The sequence below is a fragment of the Novosphingobium sp. genome, assembly GCF_030696665.1.
Lineage (GTDB): Bacteria > Pseudomonadota > Alphaproteobacteria > Sphingomonadales > Sphingomonadaceae > Novosphingobium.
In genome coordinates this window covers 1-18,184 of record NZ_JAUYRV010000053.1, presented here as the reverse complement: position 1 = coordinate 18,184, position 18,184 = coordinate 1, and the positions used below count along the sequence as shown (strand labels likewise).

17 protein-coding genes are annotated in these 18,184 nt (G+C 62.2%); 7 read left to right on the top strand and 10 right to left on the bottom strand.

Annotation, left to right across the window (positions count from 1 at the left end):
- Positions 1-25 precede the first annotated feature (25 nt).
- From Q8R81_RS17620 to Q8R81_RS17590, 7 genes are all read right to left on the bottom strand, one after another.
- Positions 26-976 carry an alpha/beta hydrolase gene (locus tag Q8R81_RS17620; RefSeq protein WP_305619835.1) on the bottom strand — a complete coding sequence of 317 codons (951 nt, stop codon included), beginning with the start codon at positions 974-976 and terminating at the stop codon, positions 26-28.
- A gap of 5 nt (positions 977-981) precedes the next feature.
- Complete coding sequence (locus Q8R81_RS17615) at positions 982-2,139, bottom strand: acyl-CoA dehydrogenase family protein (RefSeq protein WP_305619834.1); 1,158 nt, start codon at positions 2,137-2,139, stop codon at positions 982-984.
- A complete protein-coding gene (locus Q8R81_RS17610; protein ID WP_305619833.1) occupies positions 2,136-4,316 on the bottom strand; it encodes a 3-hydroxyacyl-CoA dehydrogenase NAD-binding domain-containing protein in 2,181 nt (726 codons plus the stop codon). Before Q8R81_RS17610 ends, Q8R81_RS17615 begins: the two co-directional genes overlap by 4 nt.
- Positions 4,317-4,349: 33 nt before the next feature.
- Positions 4,350-5,552: an acetyl-CoA C-acetyltransferase gene (locus Q8R81_RS17605; RefSeq protein WP_305619832.1), complete on the bottom strand. Its 1,203-nt coding sequence runs from the start codon at positions 5,550-5,552 to the stop codon at positions 4,350-4,352.
- A gap of 155 nt (positions 5,553-5,707) precedes the next feature.
- Positions 5,708-7,675, bottom strand: coding sequence for an FAD-dependent oxidoreductase (locus Q8R81_RS17600; protein WP_305619831.1), 1,968 nt, complete (start codon positions 7,673-7,675; stop codon positions 5,708-5,710).
- A 41-nt stretch (positions 7,676-7,716) separates the two neighbouring features.
- Positions 7,717-8,007, bottom strand: a complete 291-nt coding sequence (locus Q8R81_RS17595; RefSeq protein WP_305619830.1) for a DUF1330 domain-containing protein — start codon at positions 8,005-8,007, stop codon at positions 7,717-7,719.
- 17 nt (positions 8,008-8,024) lie between these two features.
- Complete coding sequence (locus tag Q8R81_RS17590; RefSeq protein ID WP_305619829.1) at positions 8,025-8,840, bottom strand: SDR family NAD(P)-dependent oxidoreductase; 816 nt, start codon at positions 8,838-8,840, stop codon at positions 8,025-8,027.
- Positions 8,841-9,007: 167 nt separating this feature from the next.
- On the opposite strand from Q8R81_RS17590, the gene Q8R81_RS17585 reads away from it, so the two are divergent.
- A complete protein-coding gene (locus Q8R81_RS17585) occupies positions 9,008-9,682 on the top strand; it encodes a TetR/AcrR family transcriptional regulator (protein WP_305619828.1) in 675 nt (224 codons plus the stop codon).
- Here the strand turns inward: Q8R81_RS17585 and Q8R81_RS17580 are convergent.
- Genes Q8R81_RS17580 through Q8R81_RS17570 form a run of 3 tightly spaced genes read right to left on the bottom strand, consistent with a single transcriptional unit; the run spans position 9,679 to position 13,660 of the window.
- Positions 9,679-11,040 carry a phosphotransferase gene (locus Q8R81_RS17580; RefSeq protein ID WP_305619827.1) on the bottom strand — a complete coding sequence of 454 codons (1,362 nt, stop codon included), beginning with the start codon at positions 11,038-11,040 and terminating at the stop codon, positions 9,679-9,681. The genes Q8R81_RS17585 and Q8R81_RS17580 overlap by 4 nt on opposite strands.
- 53 nt (positions 11,041-11,093) lie before the next feature.
- The gene (locus Q8R81_RS17575; protein WP_305619826.1) at positions 11,094-13,514 is read right to left on the bottom strand and encodes a TonB-dependent receptor; all 2,421 of its coding nucleotides are present in this window, start codon (positions 13,512-13,514) and stop codon (positions 11,094-11,096) included.
- Positions 13,511-13,660, bottom strand: coding sequence for a hypothetical protein (locus Q8R81_RS17570; protein WP_305619825.1), 150 nt, complete (start codon positions 13,658-13,660; stop codon positions 13,511-13,513). Before Q8R81_RS17570 ends, Q8R81_RS17575 begins: the two co-directional genes overlap by 4 nt.
- A 124-nt stretch (positions 13,661-13,784) precedes the next feature.
- Between Q8R81_RS17570 and Q8R81_RS17565 the strand changes: the two genes are divergently transcribed.
- The 6 genes from Q8R81_RS17565 to Q8R81_RS17540 are packed head-to-tail and all read left to right on the top strand — an operon-like array spanning position 13,785 to position 18,080.
- Positions 13,785-14,594, top strand: a complete 810-nt coding sequence (locus tag Q8R81_RS17565) for an SDR family NAD(P)-dependent oxidoreductase (protein ID WP_305619824.1) — start codon at positions 13,785-13,787, stop codon at positions 14,592-14,594.
- A 17-nt stretch (positions 14,595-14,611) separates the two neighbouring features.
- Positions 14,612-15,058, top strand: a complete 447-nt coding sequence (locus tag Q8R81_RS17560) for a nuclear transport factor 2 family protein (RefSeq protein ID WP_305619823.1) — start codon at positions 14,612-14,614, stop codon at positions 15,056-15,058.
- Entirely contained in the window at positions 15,055-15,852 is a 798-nt protein-coding gene (locus Q8R81_RS17555; RefSeq protein ID WP_305619822.1) for an SDR family oxidoreductase, read from the top strand. Before Q8R81_RS17560 ends, Q8R81_RS17555 begins: the two co-directional genes overlap by 4 nt.
- 29 nt (positions 15,853-15,881) lie before the next feature.
- Entirely contained in the window at positions 15,882-16,772 is an 891-nt protein-coding gene (locus tag Q8R81_RS17550) for a TIGR03619 family F420-dependent LLM class oxidoreductase (RefSeq protein WP_305619821.1), read from the top strand.
- Between the two features lie 27 nt (positions 16,773-16,799).
- Positions 16,800-17,711, top strand: a complete 912-nt coding sequence (locus Q8R81_RS17545; protein ID WP_305619820.1) for an NADP-dependent oxidoreductase — start codon at positions 16,800-16,802, stop codon at positions 17,709-17,711.
- Between the two features lie 3 nt (positions 17,712-17,714).
- Positions 17,715-18,080, top strand: a complete 366-nt coding sequence (locus Q8R81_RS17540; protein ID WP_305619819.1) for a tyrosine-protein phosphatase — start codon at positions 17,715-17,717, stop codon at positions 18,078-18,080.
- Positions 18,081-18,184 lie beyond the last annotated feature (104 nt).

Genomic DNA, 18,184 nt, shown 5'->3' with positions numbered 1-18,184 from the left:
GATTTTCTCTCCGCTTTCGGAAACGCTATAGCGAAAACGCGTTGCGCAGTGCTGCGATATTATCGGCCTGCGCGCGCTGTGCTGGCGCGCTGTCGCGCGCCATGCCGAAGCCGTGCATGCAGCCGGGATAGACGTGCAGTTCGGTCGGCACTCCGGCGCGGATCAGCCGGTGGGCATATTCCAGGCATTCGTCAACGAACAGGTCAAGCGCGCCCACCGCGATGAATGTGCGGGGCAGGCCGGAAAGGTCAGTCGCCCGCGCCGGGGCCGCATAAGGTGAGGTATCATCGCCGCCCGGCTCTTTGCCAAGCTGCGCAATCCAGCAGAAATGGCTGCTTGCGCGCGTCCACACGAATTCGCCGGTATGGGGATTGGGCGTGGGCGATGTCGCTGTTCGGTCATCCAGCCGAGGTTGCTCAAGATGCTGGAAGGCAATCGCATATTCGCCCCGATCGCGCGCCAGCAGGGCCAGCCCGGCAGCAAGCGCGCCGCCTGCGCTTTCACCGCTGACGGCGATATGGGTGCGGTCTATGCCAAGCGCCCCGGCTTCTTCGTGCAACCACTGCAGCGCCGCGTAACAATCCTCGATAGCGCCGGGGAAGCGCGTCTCGGGCGAGAGGCGGTAGTCCACCGACAGGATCAGGCAGCCAAGTGCATCGGCCCAGTGCATCAGCGTTCCGGCGTTCATTTCGGGCATGCCCAGCACATGCCCGCCGCCATGCATATGCAGAATGGCCGGTGCGTTGTCTGCCATCGCATCGGGGCGCAGCATCATGCAGCGCACCATGCGGTCAGCTTCGCCCGAAGGCACCATCACATCCCCGATGGTAACCGGCAGGTCTGGCAACGGAACTGCCTTGACCATAGCAGGCAGCGCTGCACGGATCATTGGCAGGCTGGCATCCGACAAAACCATCGGCGGCATGGCATCGATAAGCGGCAGCAGTGCCGGATCGACCAGATGGCGCGTGCTCATGGCGGTCAGGACATTTTGCGTTCGTCGAGGCCCAGCCCCCGGCCGATGATCTCGCGCATGATTTCCGATGTTCCCGCAAAAATTCGGCTGATGCGCGCGTCGGTATACATGCGGCTGATGCGGTATTCCTCCATGTAGCCTGCGCCACCGTGGAACTGGACGCATTCGTCCATCACCCGGCCTTCAAGTTCCGACGACAGCAGCTTTGCGCCGGAGGCATCCTCTGCGGTAAGTTCGCCCGCGTTGAGCAGCAGTACCAGCTGGTCGATATAGGTCTGCGCGGCATCGAGCTCGGTGCGCATCGATGCCATCTTGAACCGGGTGTTCTGGAACGCGCCGATGGGTTTGCCGAAAGCCTTGCGCTCTTTCACATAGTCGAGTGTGATGTCGAACGCGGTCTGCGCGGTCGCCATGAAGCCGATGGCCGCGACCAGACGTTCCTGCGCCAGAAACCGCGCAAGATAGCGGAAGCCCTGCCCCGGATCGCCGAGCATGTTGGCCTTGGGCACTTTGACGTCGTTGAAGAACAGTTCGGCGGTGTCCTGCGCGTGAAGGCCCATCTTGGCCAGCTTGCGCCCGCGTTCAAAGCCTTCCATCCCGCGTTCGACCACCAGCAGGCTGAGGCCATGGCGGCTTTCCGGATCGGTGCGCGCGGCAACCACGATCAGATCGGACAGGATGCCGTTCGAGATGTAGGTCTTTGCGCCGTTCAGCAGCCAGTGATCGCCCTTGTCCTCGGCGCGGGTCTTCATGCCCGCAAGGTCGGACCCGGTTGAAGGTTCGGTCATCGCCACCGCAAGGATCTTCTCGCCCGAGACGATGCCCGGCATCCAGCGATCCTTCTGCTCGTCATTGCCCAGCTTGGCGATATAGGGCGCGACCAGATCGTTGTGCAGGTTGATGTAGAAGCCGATGTCGCCGTGGCGCATGTTCTCTTCGATGATGATTTGTTCGAAGCGAAAATCGTCGATGCCCGCCCCGCCGTATTTCTCATCGGCCCATGTGCACAGCAGGCCCTGTTCGCCCGCCTTGCGGTACAGTTCGCGCGGGACCATGCCTTCCTCGCGCCACTTTTCGGCGTGAGGGCCAACTTCGGCCTGCATGAACTTGATCACGCTGTCGCGGAACTGTTCGTGTTCCGATTCGAAGATCACGCGCTTCATGCTGAGGTCAACTCCTTGGCAGCGGGCTGGTTGGCGGCGGGATAGAAACCTTCACCCTTTGCCGCCTTGGCGCGCAACCATGCAGATGGGGCAAAGCGCGGGCCATACAGTTGTGCGAGCCGGTCCGACTCTGCCACGAATGCGGCAATACCGACCGTGTCGATGTAGCTCAGCGTGCCGCCGGTCCAGGCCGGGAAGCCCCAGCCATAGATCGCGCCAAGATCGGCGTCCTCGGGCGTTTCGAGCACGCCTTCTTCGAAGGTCTGCGCGGTTTCGTTGGCCTGCGAATAGAGGAAGCGCTTCTTGAGTTCTTCCTGATCCGGCTGGGTTTCGGACACGGGGAATTCCTGTGCCAGCCCTGCCCACAGATGCTTGCCGCCGGTTGCGGGATATTCGTAGAAACCGCCGCCTGCCTTGCGGCTGCCCCGGCCCAGTTCGATCATCCGGCCGAGCACCTTCATGCCGCGTTCGATGGTGTACTTGTTCTCGGTGTCGGCGGAATCGCGCGCGGCTTCGTCCACGATCTTGACCGGCAATTCCATTGTCACTTCATCAAGCAGCGCGAGCGGCCCGATCGGGAAGCCTGCGGCCTTGGCGGCATTTTCGATACGGGCGGGTTCGACGCCATCCTCCAGCATCGCCACGCCTTCGAAGATGAACATGCGGAACACGCGGCTGGTGTAGAACCCGCGTGAATCGTTGACCACGATCGGCGTCTTGCGCAGTTGTGCGATGAAATCGAGCGACTTGGCCAGGGTTTCCTTCGATGTCTGCTTGCCCACGATCACTTCGACCAGACCCATGCGGTCAACCGGCGAAAAGAAGTGGATGCCGATGAACTGGTCGGGCCGCGACGAAGCCGTGGCCAGCGCCGAGATCGGCAGCGACGAGGTGTTGGATGCGAACACGGCAGTCGTCGGGATCACCGCTTCGGCCTTGCGCGTGGTTTCGGCCTTGATCGCGGTGTCCTCGAACACGGCTTCGACGATCATGTCGCAACCTTCGAGCAGCGCATAATCGTCGGTCGGCGTGATCCGCGCCAGCACTGCGTCGGCCTTGTCTTGGCTAAGCTTGCCCTTCTCGATCAGCTTGGCCTGTGCCTTGGCGGTATAGGCCTTGCCCTTTTCAGCCGACGGCACGTCGCGGTCCAGCAGCACAACTTCGATCCCGGCGGTGGCCGAGACGAAGGCGATGCCGGCGCCCATCATGCCCGCGCCCAACACGCCCAGCTTTTTCACTTCGGACTTGGGCACGCCTGCCGGACGGCGCGCGCCCTTTTCGGCGGCCAGCTTCGAAATGAAGGTGGTGCGGATGATGTTGCGCGCGACAGGATCGGTCAGCAGCTTGGCGAAATACTTGCCTTCCACTGCCAGCGCCTTGTCGAACGGCAGTTGCTGCCCTTCGAACACCGCCGACAGGATCGCCTGCGGTGCGGGCGTGTTGTAACCCTTCTGCGCAATCGCGCCTGCGGCCATCATATAGCCAACGGAATCTTCTGGAACCGTCAGGCCCTTTTTCTGCGGCGGCACCCAACCCTTGACGTCCCACGGACGCACTGGATCGGGTCCGGTGGCAAGCCATGCGCGCGCTGTATCGATCAGCTTGTCTGCGGGCACGACTTCATCGACAATCCCTAGCTTCAAAGCTTCGGCAGGGCCAACGTTGCGGCCCGACAGCAGCAGGTCCAGTGCCTTTTTGTAGCCAACCAGCAGCGCCAGACGCACCGTGCCGCCTGAACCCGGCAGCAGCCCGACGTTGACTTCGGGCAGCCCGACCAGCGCCTTGGGATTATCCACCAGCACGCGGCGATGGCACGCCAGCGCAAGTTCGAAGCCGCCGCCAAGCGCCAGTCCATTGAGCGCGGCCACCCACGGCTTGCCCGATTGCTCGATCGCGCGGTGCATGCGCGTGGCGCGCTGCGAGAAGGCGAAGGCGTCCTGTTTGGTCAGCGTGCCGAAGCCTTGCACCAATTGCGTGAGGTCGGCCCCGGCCATGAACGCGGGCTTGCCCGAGGTCAGGATCACACCCTTGATGCTGTCATCGGCAGCGATCTGGGCGATGGCCGCTTCCATATCGGCAAGGAAGGCGTCGTTGACGACGTTCATGGTCTGCCCGGCGGCATCCAGCGTCAGGATCGCGAAGCCGTCGGCGTTCGTTTCGAGTTTGAGGTTCTGCATGGGTTTTCCGCTTAAAAAGACGTTGAGTGCGCGTCAGACGCGTTCGATGATCGATGCCGTGCCCAGCCCGTTGGCGGCGCACAGCGTGATAAGCCCGGTCTGCAAATCGCGCCGTTCCAATTCATCGAGCACGGTGCCAAGGATCATCGCGCCAGTGGCTCCCAGCGGATGGCCCATCGCAATCGCGCCGCCGTTTACGTTGATCTTGTCATCGGGGATGCCCATTTCGCGCTGATAGCGCATGACGACGCTGGCAAAGGCCTCGTTCAGTTCCCACAGGTCGATGTCGCTGCGGCTCATGCCCGCATTCTTCAGCGCCTTGTCCGAACACGCGCCTGGCGCGGTCAGCATGATCGTGGGTTCGGAACCGATGTTGGCATAGGCCCGGATGCGGCCACGCGGTTTGAGACCAGCGCGTTCGCCGAATTCCTTCGACCCGACCAGCACGATGCCTGCGCCATCGACGATTCCCGAGCTGTTGCCGCCGTGGTGGACGTAGCTGAGTTCCTCGATCTGGGGATACTTGGCCTTGGCAACGGCTTCGAACCCGCCCTTGCCGTAGCCTGCGAACGCAGGCTTGAGCTTGGCGAGGCTTTCAACAGTCGTGCCGGGGCGCATATGCTCGTCATGGTCGAGCAGGACTTCGCCAAGGATGTCCTTCACCGGAACGACCGAGTTCTTGAAGTAACCGTTTTCCCACGCGTGCGCAGCCTTGCGCTGGCTTTCGACCGCAAAGCCATCGACGTCTTCGCGGCTGAAGCCATCAAGCGTTGCGATGATGTCTGCACCGATGCCTTGCGGCGCGTAGTAGTTGTGGAAAGCGACCGCCGGATCGGATGTCCATGCGCCCGAGTCATAGCCCATCACCGTGCGGCTCATCGATTCAACGCCGCCGCCGATCCCGGCCTGAATCATGCCCGAATGGACCTGCGCTGCGATCAGGCTGACGGCATCAAGGCCCGATGCGCAGAAGCGGTGGACCTGCTGGCCTGCCACGGTCTGCGCATAACCTGCCTGCAGCACGGCGGCACGGGCGAGCACGCCGCCCTGTTCGCCAACCGGCTGCGCCATGCCCAGGATCACATCATCAAGCAGCGAGGTATCAAGATCGTTGCGGTCGCGCAGCGCCTGCAGCAGCTGGGTGGCCATTTCGACCGAGGTTACCTCATGCAACGCACCATCGGGGCGGCCCTTGCCGCGCGGGGTACGAACATGATCGTAGATGTAGGCTTCCATGAATACTGCCCTGCAAAAATGGATGAGACCAAATGATGTAGAGGGTGCAACTGTGCGGGAGCCGACCGCTTCACACCTATCTTACGAAAGGCCGCCGGGAAGGCGAAAATTGCGTGCAGCATCGTGACCCCTCATGATCACGATGCTGCACCGGATCAGACCGCGAGGCCGATCCGTCTTCCGTCCTTGATCGCCTCGTCAGTGGCAAACACGCTCCAGCGGGCCTCGCGCGCATCGCCGATAATGTGCACACCGGGCAGGTCGGCGATCAGCGCGTGGTAGAGGCTCTCCTCCGGGGGTTTCGAAGTGACCAGAATGGTGTTGTCGATGCCTTTGAGAACCGTGGTTTCCCCCGACAGGGAGCCGCGCAGATGGACGTCGGATTCATCGATTCGCGTGATTGCAGTGGTGGGCAGGAACGTGACCTTGGGCAAGAGACGGCGCGCGATCACCTTGTTCAGGCCGAGTTCTGTGACCGACATTGCCATCGCGGAATCGATGGTGACAAGAAACACGTCCTTGCCCAGATCCGCGAGGTGTTCGGCCACGCCGGGGCCGACTTCGTAGGAGGTGTTATCATAAACCACGATGCGCTGGCCCAGCCGCGCATGGTCGAGCAGCACGTCCTCAGGCGTCAGCACATGGGGCAGATGTGCGCCGGGCACACCGGTCAATTGCGCCTTGCTTGCCCCGGTTGTGGAATAGCGCGCGCCGGTGGCGATGATCACCGCATCGGCGGACAGCGCCTTGATTGACGCTGCCGTGGCTTCAGTTCCGGTCTGGATCGTCACCCCGGCCTTGTCCAGTTGCAGCTTGAGCCAGCGGATCAGTTCCGCCCGGTCTTCAAGGCCTGGCAGCATCGCCTGCATGGTCACATGGCCGCCGATCCGGTCTGACTTTTCAAGCAGCGTGACCTTGTGGCCGCGCTGCGATGCGGTCAGCGCCGCCTGCATTCCAGCAGGCCCCGCGCCGACGATGACCACGTTCTTTGCGGTTTCGGCACGTGGCACCGGCCCTTCATGCTCAAAACCGATGTCGGGATTGACCGTGCAGCCGACGGCCTGCCCGAAGCAGGAGCGCAGGAAGCAGCCCTCCAGATCGCCGATGCAGGCGCGGATTTCGGCGGTCTGGTCATCGCGGCACTTGTTGGGCCATTCGGGGTCGGCAATCACCGACCGCGCCACGAAAACCATGTCGCAGCGGCCATCGACAATGGCTTGATCGGCGAAAGCTGGCGTGAGGATGCGCCCGCCGCTGACCACGGGCAGCTTGACCGCCTTCTTTACCGCTTCGGCAGCGTCAAGGTGCGTGCCCTCTTGGCCCATATACGACGACGGGTAGTGATACTGCGTCATCTGCGGCTTCTGCCCGCGCGCGGTGATGCGCAGCCAATCAACCATGCCGGTGTCTTCAAGGATCTTGCACTGGGCAATTCCGTCATCGATCCCGGCCGCACCCAGCGTGGACTCATCGGCGTTGACCGCGATGCCGATGGCAAAATCGGGCCGCACGCGGCGGCGGATCGCCTCGACGATTTCAACGATAGCGCGCATCCGGTTTGCCAGACTGCCGCCATATTTGTCAGTGCGCTGGTTGTACAATTCGGAAGTGAAGGAACCAAGGCCGGCACCGCCGCTGATCGGAAATTCGAAGCCATCGGCGCCAGCTTCCTGAGCGTGGAAGGCGGCAACGGCATGAGCCTCGATCAGTTGTTCGACCTCAGCCGTCGTCATCGTGCGAGGCTGCGTATCGGACAGCACGGTATGCGGCGCGATGCCCGAAGGCTGGGCGGTGGCGGGATCGGCCATCATCCACACGCCCTGCACCGCGATCTTCGCGCCATGCTTGTGCGCGGCATCGACGATCCGGCGGATCGCGGGGATGTGTTCGGGGTTGTAGGCCTCGATGAACCAGCCCGGCGGGACCAGAGGTGCAGGCACTACCTGGCAGCTGGCAATGACCATCATGCCCGCGCCGCCCTTGGCGCGTGCTTCGAAATAGCCGACCTGCCGGTCAGTGCCGATGCCGAGTCCGACCATGCCGTGCGGCGACATGAAAACGCGGTTCTTGATTTCCAGCCGACCGAGCTTGATCGGGCTGAACATTGTTGGATACTTGGTCATGGAAATCCCCTCCAGCGTGCCCGCTTTGCGCGAGCTACGCGTCATTGATTGTCGGTGAAGTGCACCGCAAAGATCGTTTCGGCAGCGGCGTGACGCAGCGGGATCGCCTTTTGATAGGCTTCGGATTGGTACCAGGCCATTGCCGCTTCATTGGTGGGGAACTTCATCACGACGACGCTGGTGCCGGGCGCGTCGCCCTCCAGAACGTCGAGATTTTCACCCACGATCACCTCGAACGGTAAGCCCTGAAGCGAAACGAACCCTTGTGCCGAATATTCGCCATATTTGGCGAGGTCGTGCTTGTTCATCATGCTCATCACATACGATGCCATCGGTTCAACCCCTCAGATCACGCGGTTTCGTTCATCGCCATCACGTCGGCGTAGTAGGGCGAATGGTGGACGATCCCGCCATCGGCACTGAATACCTGCGCTGTGACAAAGCTTCCCGCGTCGGACGCAAGGAACAGCACCGGGCCTGCAATATCCTCGGGCGTGCTCTGGCGGGGCAGCAGTACGTGGCGCTGGATGAAATCGATCTCTCCCGCCGTCATGATCTCGCGTGCGCCCTTGCTCAGGACCAATCCCGGCAGCACCGCGTTGCAGCGGATATTATGACGGCCCAGCTGCGCCGCAACGTTGCGCGTAAGTGTGTGCAGCGCGCCCTTCGAGGTTGAATAGGCGGGGTGGAACACATCGCCCAGAATGGCTGAGCCGGACCCGGTGTTGATGATCGAACCCCCGCCGCCTGTGATCATGTGCGGGGCAACATGCTTGATCATCAACATTGGTCCGCGCGTGTTGATCGCAAAAGTCCGGTCCCAGACTTCGGTTGTCATTTCGGGAATCGACTTGTCCTGCGCCATGAAATCGGGCCGCGTATCGGCGGCGTTGTTGTGCAGAATATCGATGCGGCCGTATTTGGCGACGGTGGCGGATACCAGATCGATGATGCTCTGTTCTTCGGCCAGATCAAGGTAGTGCGCCATTGCGCTGCCGCCTGATGCCACGATCGCGGCGGCAACGGTTTCTGCCGCGCCAAGGTTAATGTCGGCGACGACAACATGTGCGCCGGCCCCGGCCAGCGCCTTGGCACAAGCCTCACCGATGTTGGCGCCCGATCCGGTGACGATCGCCACGCGTTCGTTCAGATTTCCAAACAACATCTGCATCCTCTCAAGGTTTTTTATCGTTATGTCGGAAGATCGGCGCGGCGCAGAAGCCGGAGCGCTGCGGCGCAGGCGTTGTGTTTAGGTCGCGCTGGCGTTATCGCATAAGGCAATAATTCAACGCTTGGTCAGGGCGTGGATGCCCGGTCGGGAGAGGGTGAGAAATGCCAACCAGCGGCCAGTGCCACTCTGCTGAAGCGCCTTCGGTGCGAGGTCGGCGCACGTCGAACGCCACCACGATTGCCGACATCGTGGACGCAGCAAAGGAAGAGTTTGCCGCCCACGGCTTCGACGGCTCGACCGTGGATTCGATCTGCCGCCGCGCCAAAGTGTCCAAGCAGCTGTTGTATTACTACTTCGGCAGCAAGTCCGATCTCTACACGATCATCCTGAGAGAGGCCGCCGAAAATACCGCCGTATTCATCGGACGCGACGAGTATGCCGCGCTTGCCCCCGAAGACGCGCTGACACAATTCATGCAGAATATGTTCCGCGAATTTGTCGAACGCCCGCAGATCGCGCGGATGACCATTGATGAGGCGCAGCATGCCTTCGTTCACGTTGGCAAGGCAAGCCCGCTGGCGGCAGTGTTGCGAACGCTGATCGACGAAGTGCTGCGTCCGATCGTGGAGCGCGGCATCGCCGAGGGTGTGTTTCGGCCCGATTGCGATGCAGACCAGTTGTTCTGGGCAATCTACAGCTTTGTCACCACATGGTTTGCAACTTCGCCGATGGTCACCCTAGTCGCCCGGACCCGTGCCGGTGCCGACATGGACAGCGCCGCATGGCGGGCGAACAGTATTGCATTCGTGCTCGCTGCGGTCCGCAACCCGGCCTAGCGGTCAAGGATTGGCTGCAGATCCACGCCCGAAATGAACGCCGCAGGGCCGCAGCCGCGCAGCATGAAAGACTGACGCTGCAACCAGCGATGGAAATGCTGCACCAACGCCGCGTCCGTTTCTGGCCCGGCATTGGCAACCCACGCCGAAAGCGCCGCCTGCGCCTGTTCCCACGTGTCATGCTGAACCCCGGTCAGCGCCGCGACATCGGCCAGATCGGCCGCCTGCACCGATAGACCATACGTGTTCAGCCGCCCCATGTAGAACGCCTGATGAGCGGCGGAATCGCGGGCATAGTTCTCCGCAGCGGTGCCATCGGCGAACGCCTCGATATGGCGCACCAGATGGCGGGATGCCTGTTCGAAGCCCAGTGGCCGAACAACGGGTTCCGGCGGATCGACCAGCGCGAGGCCCATGTGATCGGCGATGGCGCGGATCATCCAGCGGCTCGTGCCCACGCAATAGTTGAGGTAGGCGATGAAGTCCTGTTCGGGCGCGCTATCGAACATCAGCGGCCACATCAGGAAGCCGTTTACCGCGCAGAACCCCGCGGTGTGAAATTCGATCAGCTGGCGCGAAATGCGGTCGCCGGTCAGTTCCTCATAGCGCGCGACCAGCGCGGTAAGGTTACCCAGCGGTTCGGAGGAATCGCGCAGCCGCATGCCCGAAAGCTCTGCCGCCGGATCGCCGAGGGACGACACCTCGAAATCGATCAGCCCGGTAACCGCGCCGTCATCGTCAAACAGGAACTGCCCGCCGTCGTAATTCACGAACGTGGCGCGGGTTCGGTCCTGCGGCACGTTGCGGTTGAGCCAGCCCCACGCGAATTCCATCAGCGGCCAAGGTCGGCCCGCAATGCGGTCGCGGAAAATCGCGTGCGAGGGCGTGTAGAGATTGAGCGCGATTTCCGCGGGGGTTTGCGGCACCGGCAATTTTGCGGCGGCGAACGCCTCAACCGGCAATCGGTGGACGTCGGCCACGATCCCGATGAATTGCTTGCGCACTTTTGCCTGAACATCAGGATCGGCGATGGCCCCGCTGTTGATCCGACCGGGCAGCATTTCCATGACGATGCACAGCGGATCGGGGATCATCCCGAAAACGCGCGGCGCGGGAATTCCGTGGCGTTCGAACACGTGATGGATTTCCGCCTCCTGGTACATATCGACCGGCGAGGCATAGGTATCGCCGCGCGGCCCGCGCACATAGAGCGGTGCGCCACCCGCGACCACGTTCCAGCCCGGCCGCCAGCGCGGCTGCCGCTCGAACGCGGTGACCGGGCCGATGTTGGCGATCAACCAGTCATGGACCTTGGCATCGGTGGGGTCGGTGGGAGGCTGTACTGCTTGCGAGACCATTCTTGCTGCCCCTCCACCGACCGTGCCGGTTTTCTGTTCAGACGGTTATCGGCTCAGTTGCCGAAACGGTAACGCAGTTCGACGCCCACAGTGCGAGGCGCACCGATGAAGCCGCTCTGCACGCCCAGCAGGTTTGATCCGACGTTGCTGGACGCAAGGTATTCCTTGTTGAACACGTTGCGCACAAACACACTGGCATCGACATTCGATCCACCGATTTCGCCAATATCGAGGCGAGCGTTGACGATGCTGTAGGCCGGCAGGATCGCGTCAGACGACTGCACGCTGCTGGAATGGTAGAAGTCGCCGCTGAACACGGTCTTGCCGATGCTTTCCGGCACTGGCAGCGTCCAGCGAACGCCTGCGGTGATCGTCTGCTTGGCAACAAGGTTGAACGGCACTTCCAACACGCGAAGGTAGGACTGGAGGTCACCCGGCACCGTCAGCGAGCGCGTCTTGAGATCAAGGAAAGTAGCGCCTGCCTCGAACGCCAATGTCGATGTGGGCGCGATCCGGGCGGAAAGATCGATCCCGGCAACGCGGGTTGAACCGGCGTTGACGAGCAGCGTGCCGCCGCTTGGATCATTGTTGGCATTGCAATCGCCATCGGGTGATCTCGGTGCGTCGGTGCCACCGGGGGTCACCGTGCTGCACGTGGCCTGCGTGTTCAGGCCCGAAACCGGCACCTGCACATTGCTGTACCAGCCCACAAAAGGCGATGCATTGAAACGGATGGCCACGTCGCCCGCACGCAAGTCTGAACGGATACCCACTTCGATATCGTCGACCTTTTCAGGCCGGAACGACTGGAATTTGGCAAGCCGCCCGCTCAGCGTCGGGCTGTTGATGCCGCCTGCGCGATAGCCGTGGCGGGTGACGGCATAGAGGAACACCTCGTCCGATGCCTGCCAATCAAGCCCCACCGTCCACGTCGGTGCCTTGGACGAGGTCTTGTTGATGCTGCTGTTCCTGATCGCGGGCACGGCGTTGTTGCAATCGGCAGGCGAAAGCACCGGATCAGGCGAAGTTCCACCGCCGACGCAGGCGGTGATTTCGTCCCAAGTATGGCGGAAACCTGCGCTGAAGCGCAAACCGTCGGCAATGCCATCGAGCTTGTAAGTGACGTTACCGAACAGCGCCTTGCTGGTTTCGGTAAAGAAGCCATAATTGAACGGTGCGTTGGTGAAGCCGGGCAGAATGAAGATCGGAATATAGGTTCCGGTCGGACCCTTGGGCTTGCTCTTCAGGTAAAAGCCGCCGACCAGCCATTCCAGTTTTCCATCGGCCGCATTGCCGCGAAACTGCAACTCCTCGGTGAACTGTTCAACGTCGGACGTCTGGCGCCCACCCACGACCATGACCGGCAATCCCCGGGGGATCGCGCCGGTGCCGTCGGAAATCAAAGTGGGCAAGCCATCAACGCTGGAAAAATAGTCAACCTTCGTATGGCGATAGCCGAAAATGTTGACCAACTGGATCGCGTCGGAAAGTGTGGCTTCGGTGCGGTTGGTCACGCCGAAACGCTCAGCATGTTCGAACGCATCGATATCCGAATTGATCACGCGCACGCCGCGTGCGCGCTGCAGTGCAAGCTGCGCCTGCGCGGCGGCAAGCGTTCCGGTGGCGGTCAGCGCGTTCGGCCCTGCGAAGACATTGACCAGCACCGACGCCCCGCCGGTTGACCGATTGCGGTAATAATCGACGATTGTGGTGTTCTTCAGGCCATCGACCGGCTCGATCAGCAGCGAACCCCGGATCGCGCGCGAATTGAGATCGTCTGCATCGTTGCCAATGCCGATGTTCTTCGTCCACCCATCGCGCTTCTGGTACTGGCCCGAAATGCGCAGCGCGACCTTCTGGTCCACCAGCGGCAGGTTGATCGCCGCTTCAGCGATCTTGGCGTCATAGCTGCCATAGGAAGCCTGCACATAACCACCGAGCTCATAGTTGGGGGCGGTGGGGTAATAGAGAATCGCGCCGCCGGTGGTGTTGCGGCCGAACAAGGTTCCCTGCGGGCCTTTCAGCACCTGCACCGATCCAAGATCATAGGTGGGAATGCTGGACCCGAGCGTTGGCGCAGGCACATCGGCGAAATAGCTGATCACGCCCGGCGCGCTGTTCCCGGCAAGCGCCTTTGACTGCCCACGGATCGAGAAGTTGGAATTTTCACGTCCGCCACTGCCCGCCAGGAACACGCCCGGCGTCTTGAACAGCAGATCCTGCGTATCGCGGACTTGCGCCTGGCGCAGCGATTCCGTGCCGAACGCGGTCACCGAAACCGGGGTGGACTGGATGTTCTCTGCCGTGCGGCGGGCTGTGACGATGATATCGCCATCGCTTTGGCCTGCGTCCTGATCGGTGCCGGTCGCCGTGTCGGCGGTGGACTGCGCAGCGGTCTGCTGGGCAAGCGCCGGAGTGGCCGTGCTGACCAGCAGCAGTGCGACAAGGCTCTTCGTGCGGACATTCGAAATCATCGGTTTACCTCCCAGGTGAATCGGACGTTTTCGTCCTTTGCCGTTTCAATTGCGCCGTTCGGTGTGGTCAGGACGGTTTCAGATAACCTGCCGCCGGGAAGGGTGGGAAAGCCGACGCAGGCACCGGCATGGGGAAATTCATCCACGACCGAGCGCATTGGCACCAACACAAAGTCGCAACGCCGCCAACCTTTCGGCAGGTAACCTCAGCGCCAAAATCGCGCCTCTGTGCCCGGCAAGCGCCAGCAAGGCGAAGAGGAGCACTGAAACATGGCTAGGCTGGCGGACAAGGTCTGCATCATCACCGGCAGCGGTAGCGGAATCGGTCGCGCCAGCGCGCAGATGTTTGCCCGCGAAGGCGCAACCGTGATCGTTGCAGACATTCGCGCAGAACCCGCCGAGGCGGTGGCCCAAGCTGTTGTCGATGCAGGCGGCAAGGCCCGCGCCATCACGGTAGACGTTGGCAGCGAGGCCGATCTGGCCCGGATGATCGACACGACCATCGCCGATTTCGGGCAGATCGACGTGCTGTTCAACAACGCGCTGTATACCAATACCGAACACGCCATGCGCGATATGGATTTCCTCGCGTTCGACCCTGAAATCTTCTTCGCCAACTTGCGCGTCAACGTGCTTGGCGCCGTGATCGCCAGCAAACTGGCAATCCCGCACATGCTCGAACGCGGGCGCGGTTCGATCATCGCAACTTCATCAGGCAGTTCGATGGGCGGAGACATCACCGCCTACAGTTATGGCTCGTCCAAGGCCGCGCTCAACTGGTTCGTTCAGGCGATTGCCGCGACCTATGGCAAACACGGCATCCGCAGCAACGCGATCCTGCCCGGCCCGACGCAGACCCCAGCCAAGATCCAGTGGACCACGCCCGAAATGGACCGCCTGTTCCTCGACGTGCTGAATACTCCCTTCATCGGCGAGCCGGAAGACATTGCGGCAATGGCACTGTTCCTGGCGTCGGACGAATCGCGCTACGTCAATGGCATGCTCTATCCGGTGGATGGCGGGCAAAGCTGCACTGTGCCGTTCATCAGCGTAACCCGCGCGCTTTCTGCAGGCAACTGATCTCCAAGGAAAATATCATGGGTATCGCACTGGAAAACAAGGTCCGCACGATGCACGACGCCTGGGGCGACGGCAGCGACGAGGTGCGGCCCGATGTCGAGAAAATCCTGTCGTTCTTTGCCGAAGATGCAGAATGGCAATTGTGGGTGCCGGGCGGCCCGGTGATCAGGGGCAAAGACGCGCTGCGCGCCGAAATCCTGAACCAAATGACCTTTGCCACCAACAACAAATGCAACGAAGTCAACATCGTATCGAACGACCGCATGGTGATGCAGGAACGATCAGACACCGCCATCATCATGGGCCGCCCTTGCCCGCACCAGATGGTCGCGATCTATGAATTCGATGATGACGGACTGATCGTCAAATGGCGCGAGTATCTCGACATGGACGATCTGAACCGCAAAATGGGTGTGACCGGCGAAAACAACCCGGCCGGGAACCCGGACGCCGTAGCGCCATGACGCTGGCAGCGGCCATCGCGCCGGGCAAATGGGCATTCGTAACCGGTGGGTCGGACGGCCTCGGCCTTGCTTTTGCAACGGAGCTTGCGGGGCATGGCATGAACTGCCTGCTGATCGCGCGGCAGGAGGATAAGCTGGCCGCCGCCGCTGCCGCCGTGCGCGCGCTGGGCGTCGAAGCGCGCACGCTCTCGCTTGATCTGGGCGCTCCTGATGCTGTCGCGCAGATCGAAGCGGCCACCGCCGACCTGCCGCTCACGCTCGCGGTGTTCAACGCCGGCGCGGAAGCATCGGGCACGCAGTTCGTCGATCTGCCCTATGCGGCCTGGGCCGCCACGATCCAGCGCAACGTCCTTTTTCTGACCGAAGCATTGCATCATTTCGGCGAGCGTCTGGTGCAAGGCGGTGGAGGCGGGCTGATCGTCGTCGGCTCGGAAGCGGCTTTCGGCGGCGCGGCGCTATCGGGCATCTACACCGCAACCAAAGGCTTTGCGCTGAACCTGTGCGAAGCGCTGTGGGCCGAACTTACCCCGCGCGGGGTGGACGTGATTACGCTGCTGTTCAAAATCGCCGACACCCCGATGCTGCGCGAAACGCTGGCAAGACGGGGCATTCCGGTGGAAGCGACCGGCGCATCGGACACTGCGATGCTGGCGCGCGGCACGCTTGCGGCGCTCGGCTCTGGCCCGATCTACAATCCCGATGAAGTCTCACCCGATGATCCGGTGACGTCCAACGCCGCCCGCCGCGAGCGCGTTGTCACCAAGAGCGAGTTGCTCAAATTTTTCTACGGATGAGCCGATCATAACGTGTGGAGAGAGCATCGATGAAAATTGGCATCAGCAGGCCGTTCGCCGATCCGGGCGCGCCGATCAATGACGTCGACATGGGTGAGATCGGGCGCATGGCCGAAAAGATCGGCTTCGATTGGCTGACATCGGGCCATCACACTGTCCGTCCGCTGCGCGAAGAGATCAAGGGTCCGCACACCCACGGCGTGCCGTTCTACCAAGACCCGCTGATCGGTGCGGCGCGCGCCACGGCCATGACCACCCGACTGGAAGTTTCAACCGGCGTGCTGATCATGCCGATGAAGCACCCGGTCGATGTGGCCAAGCAGGTGGCCTGCATCGATGCCTACAGCAACGGCCGCTTCATGCTGGGTCTTGGCACAGGCGGCGCAAGCCGCATCGAGATTGAGGCGAGCGGCGGCAGTTTCGAGCGGCGCTGGGCCTATACGATGGAAAGCATCGCGGTGATGAAAGGCCTGTGGACACAGGATGCATTCGCCTTTGACGGCGAATTCTTCCAGTTTCCCGAGGTGCAGATGTATCCGCGTTCTGCGCGCAAGCCACACACGCCGATCCTGCTTGGCGGGTACAGCGATGCTGTACTGGAACGCGTGGGCAAGCACTGTCAGGGCTGGCTGCCCGCATACGCCGGCACCCGGCTGCTTTCGCTGACCGAAACCGACATGACCGGGCCGGACCACGTCCGTCAGGGCCGCGCCAAGATCATGGCCCACGCGCAGGAAGCCGGTCGCGACATCGCGCACTTCGAAATCGGCGTGATCCTTGCGCCCGGTGACGACGCGCTGGACTTGCGCAATGTTTATGAAGACGCAGGCGCAGACCGTCTGGCCTTCAGCCTGCCCCATATCGCCAGCGTCGAAGACGCGCGGATCGCGCTGGAAAAGATCGCCGCCAACGTCCTTTAAGGGCATCAAGCAGCCACGGAGAACAAGATGAGAGCCGTCCAGATCACCGCATATGGCGGCCCCGAAGTTGTTGCGATCAATGATGTTTCAAAGCCCGAACTTGGCGCAGGACAATTGCGCGTTTGCGTGGCTGCAACCGGGGTCAACCCGGTCGACTGGAAGATCCGCGAGGGACACATGGCCGGTCTTGATGTCCCGTTCCCGTTCACTCTTGGCAACGAATTTGCCGGAACAGTGACCGAACTGGGCGATGGCGTCAGCGGCTTTGCCGTAGGCGATGTGGTCTATGGTTCGGTCGGCCCGATCGGCGTGTTCGCCGATGAATTGGCGGTACCTGCCAATGCGGTTGCCAAAGCGCCCACCAGCCTGTCACTGATCGAATCCGCTGCACTGCCGGTTGGCATCGTCACTGCACAAGCAGCATTCGATGCCGAACCGGTCGGCCCGGGGACACGCCTGTTGGTCCATGCCGCAGCAGGTGGCGTGGGCAGTATCGCAATACAGCTTGCCAAGGCGCTAGGCGCAGAAGTCACCGCGCTGACCTCGCCTGCAACGATGGACTTCGTCCGCGGGTTGGGTGCCGACCACGCGATCGACCGGACCACGGATTACGAACAGGCCATCGGCGATTTCGACATCGTGCTTGATGCGTTCGGCCCTGCAGCACAGGCCCGTTCGTGGGGCCTGCTCAAACCCGGCGGCATCCTGATTTCGCTCGTCGCCCCGCCCGATCAGGATGAGGCCGCCCGCCACGGCGTGCGCGCCACCATGGCCATCGCTCAGCCCGATGCCGCAGCCTTAGTCCGTGGTGCTGCCCTTGCCGATGCAGGGCGGCTCAAACCGACGATCCAGCGCACCTACCCGGTGGAACAGGCAGTGGCGGCAATGGCGGATGTCGAAGGCGGCAACGTGCGCGGCAAAATCGTGCTGACGTATTGAACGATGGCACAGACCCAACCACACAGCCTTGACCTCGTCGGCGGCTGCAATTTCCGTGACCTTGGCGGCTATGCCACTGCTGACGGCAAAACCGTGCAACGCGGGCTGATCTACCGCTCGGGCGTGCTAACCTATCTGACCGATGCCGACCACGCCGCCCTTGCCCCGCTCGGCATCCGCACCATCGTCGATCTGCGCCGCGATGACGAGATTGCGGCCGAGCCGACCCACTGGTCGGGGCCGGTGCAGAACCTGTCATGGCAGCTCGATGAATCGCTGGCTTCGGCCCAGCGCGGCGCAGCGTGGGAACAGGTGGCGACCGGTCCGGAACTGGCCCCTGTGCATTATCAGGACACGGATTCACGGTAGCGGTTTGATGAGCAGCGGCATGAGGCCGTTGGCGTCGAGATCGAGGTGATCGGACCAGACATAATCGCCGGTGAGATTGATGCGATCCCAACCCAACGGCGAGA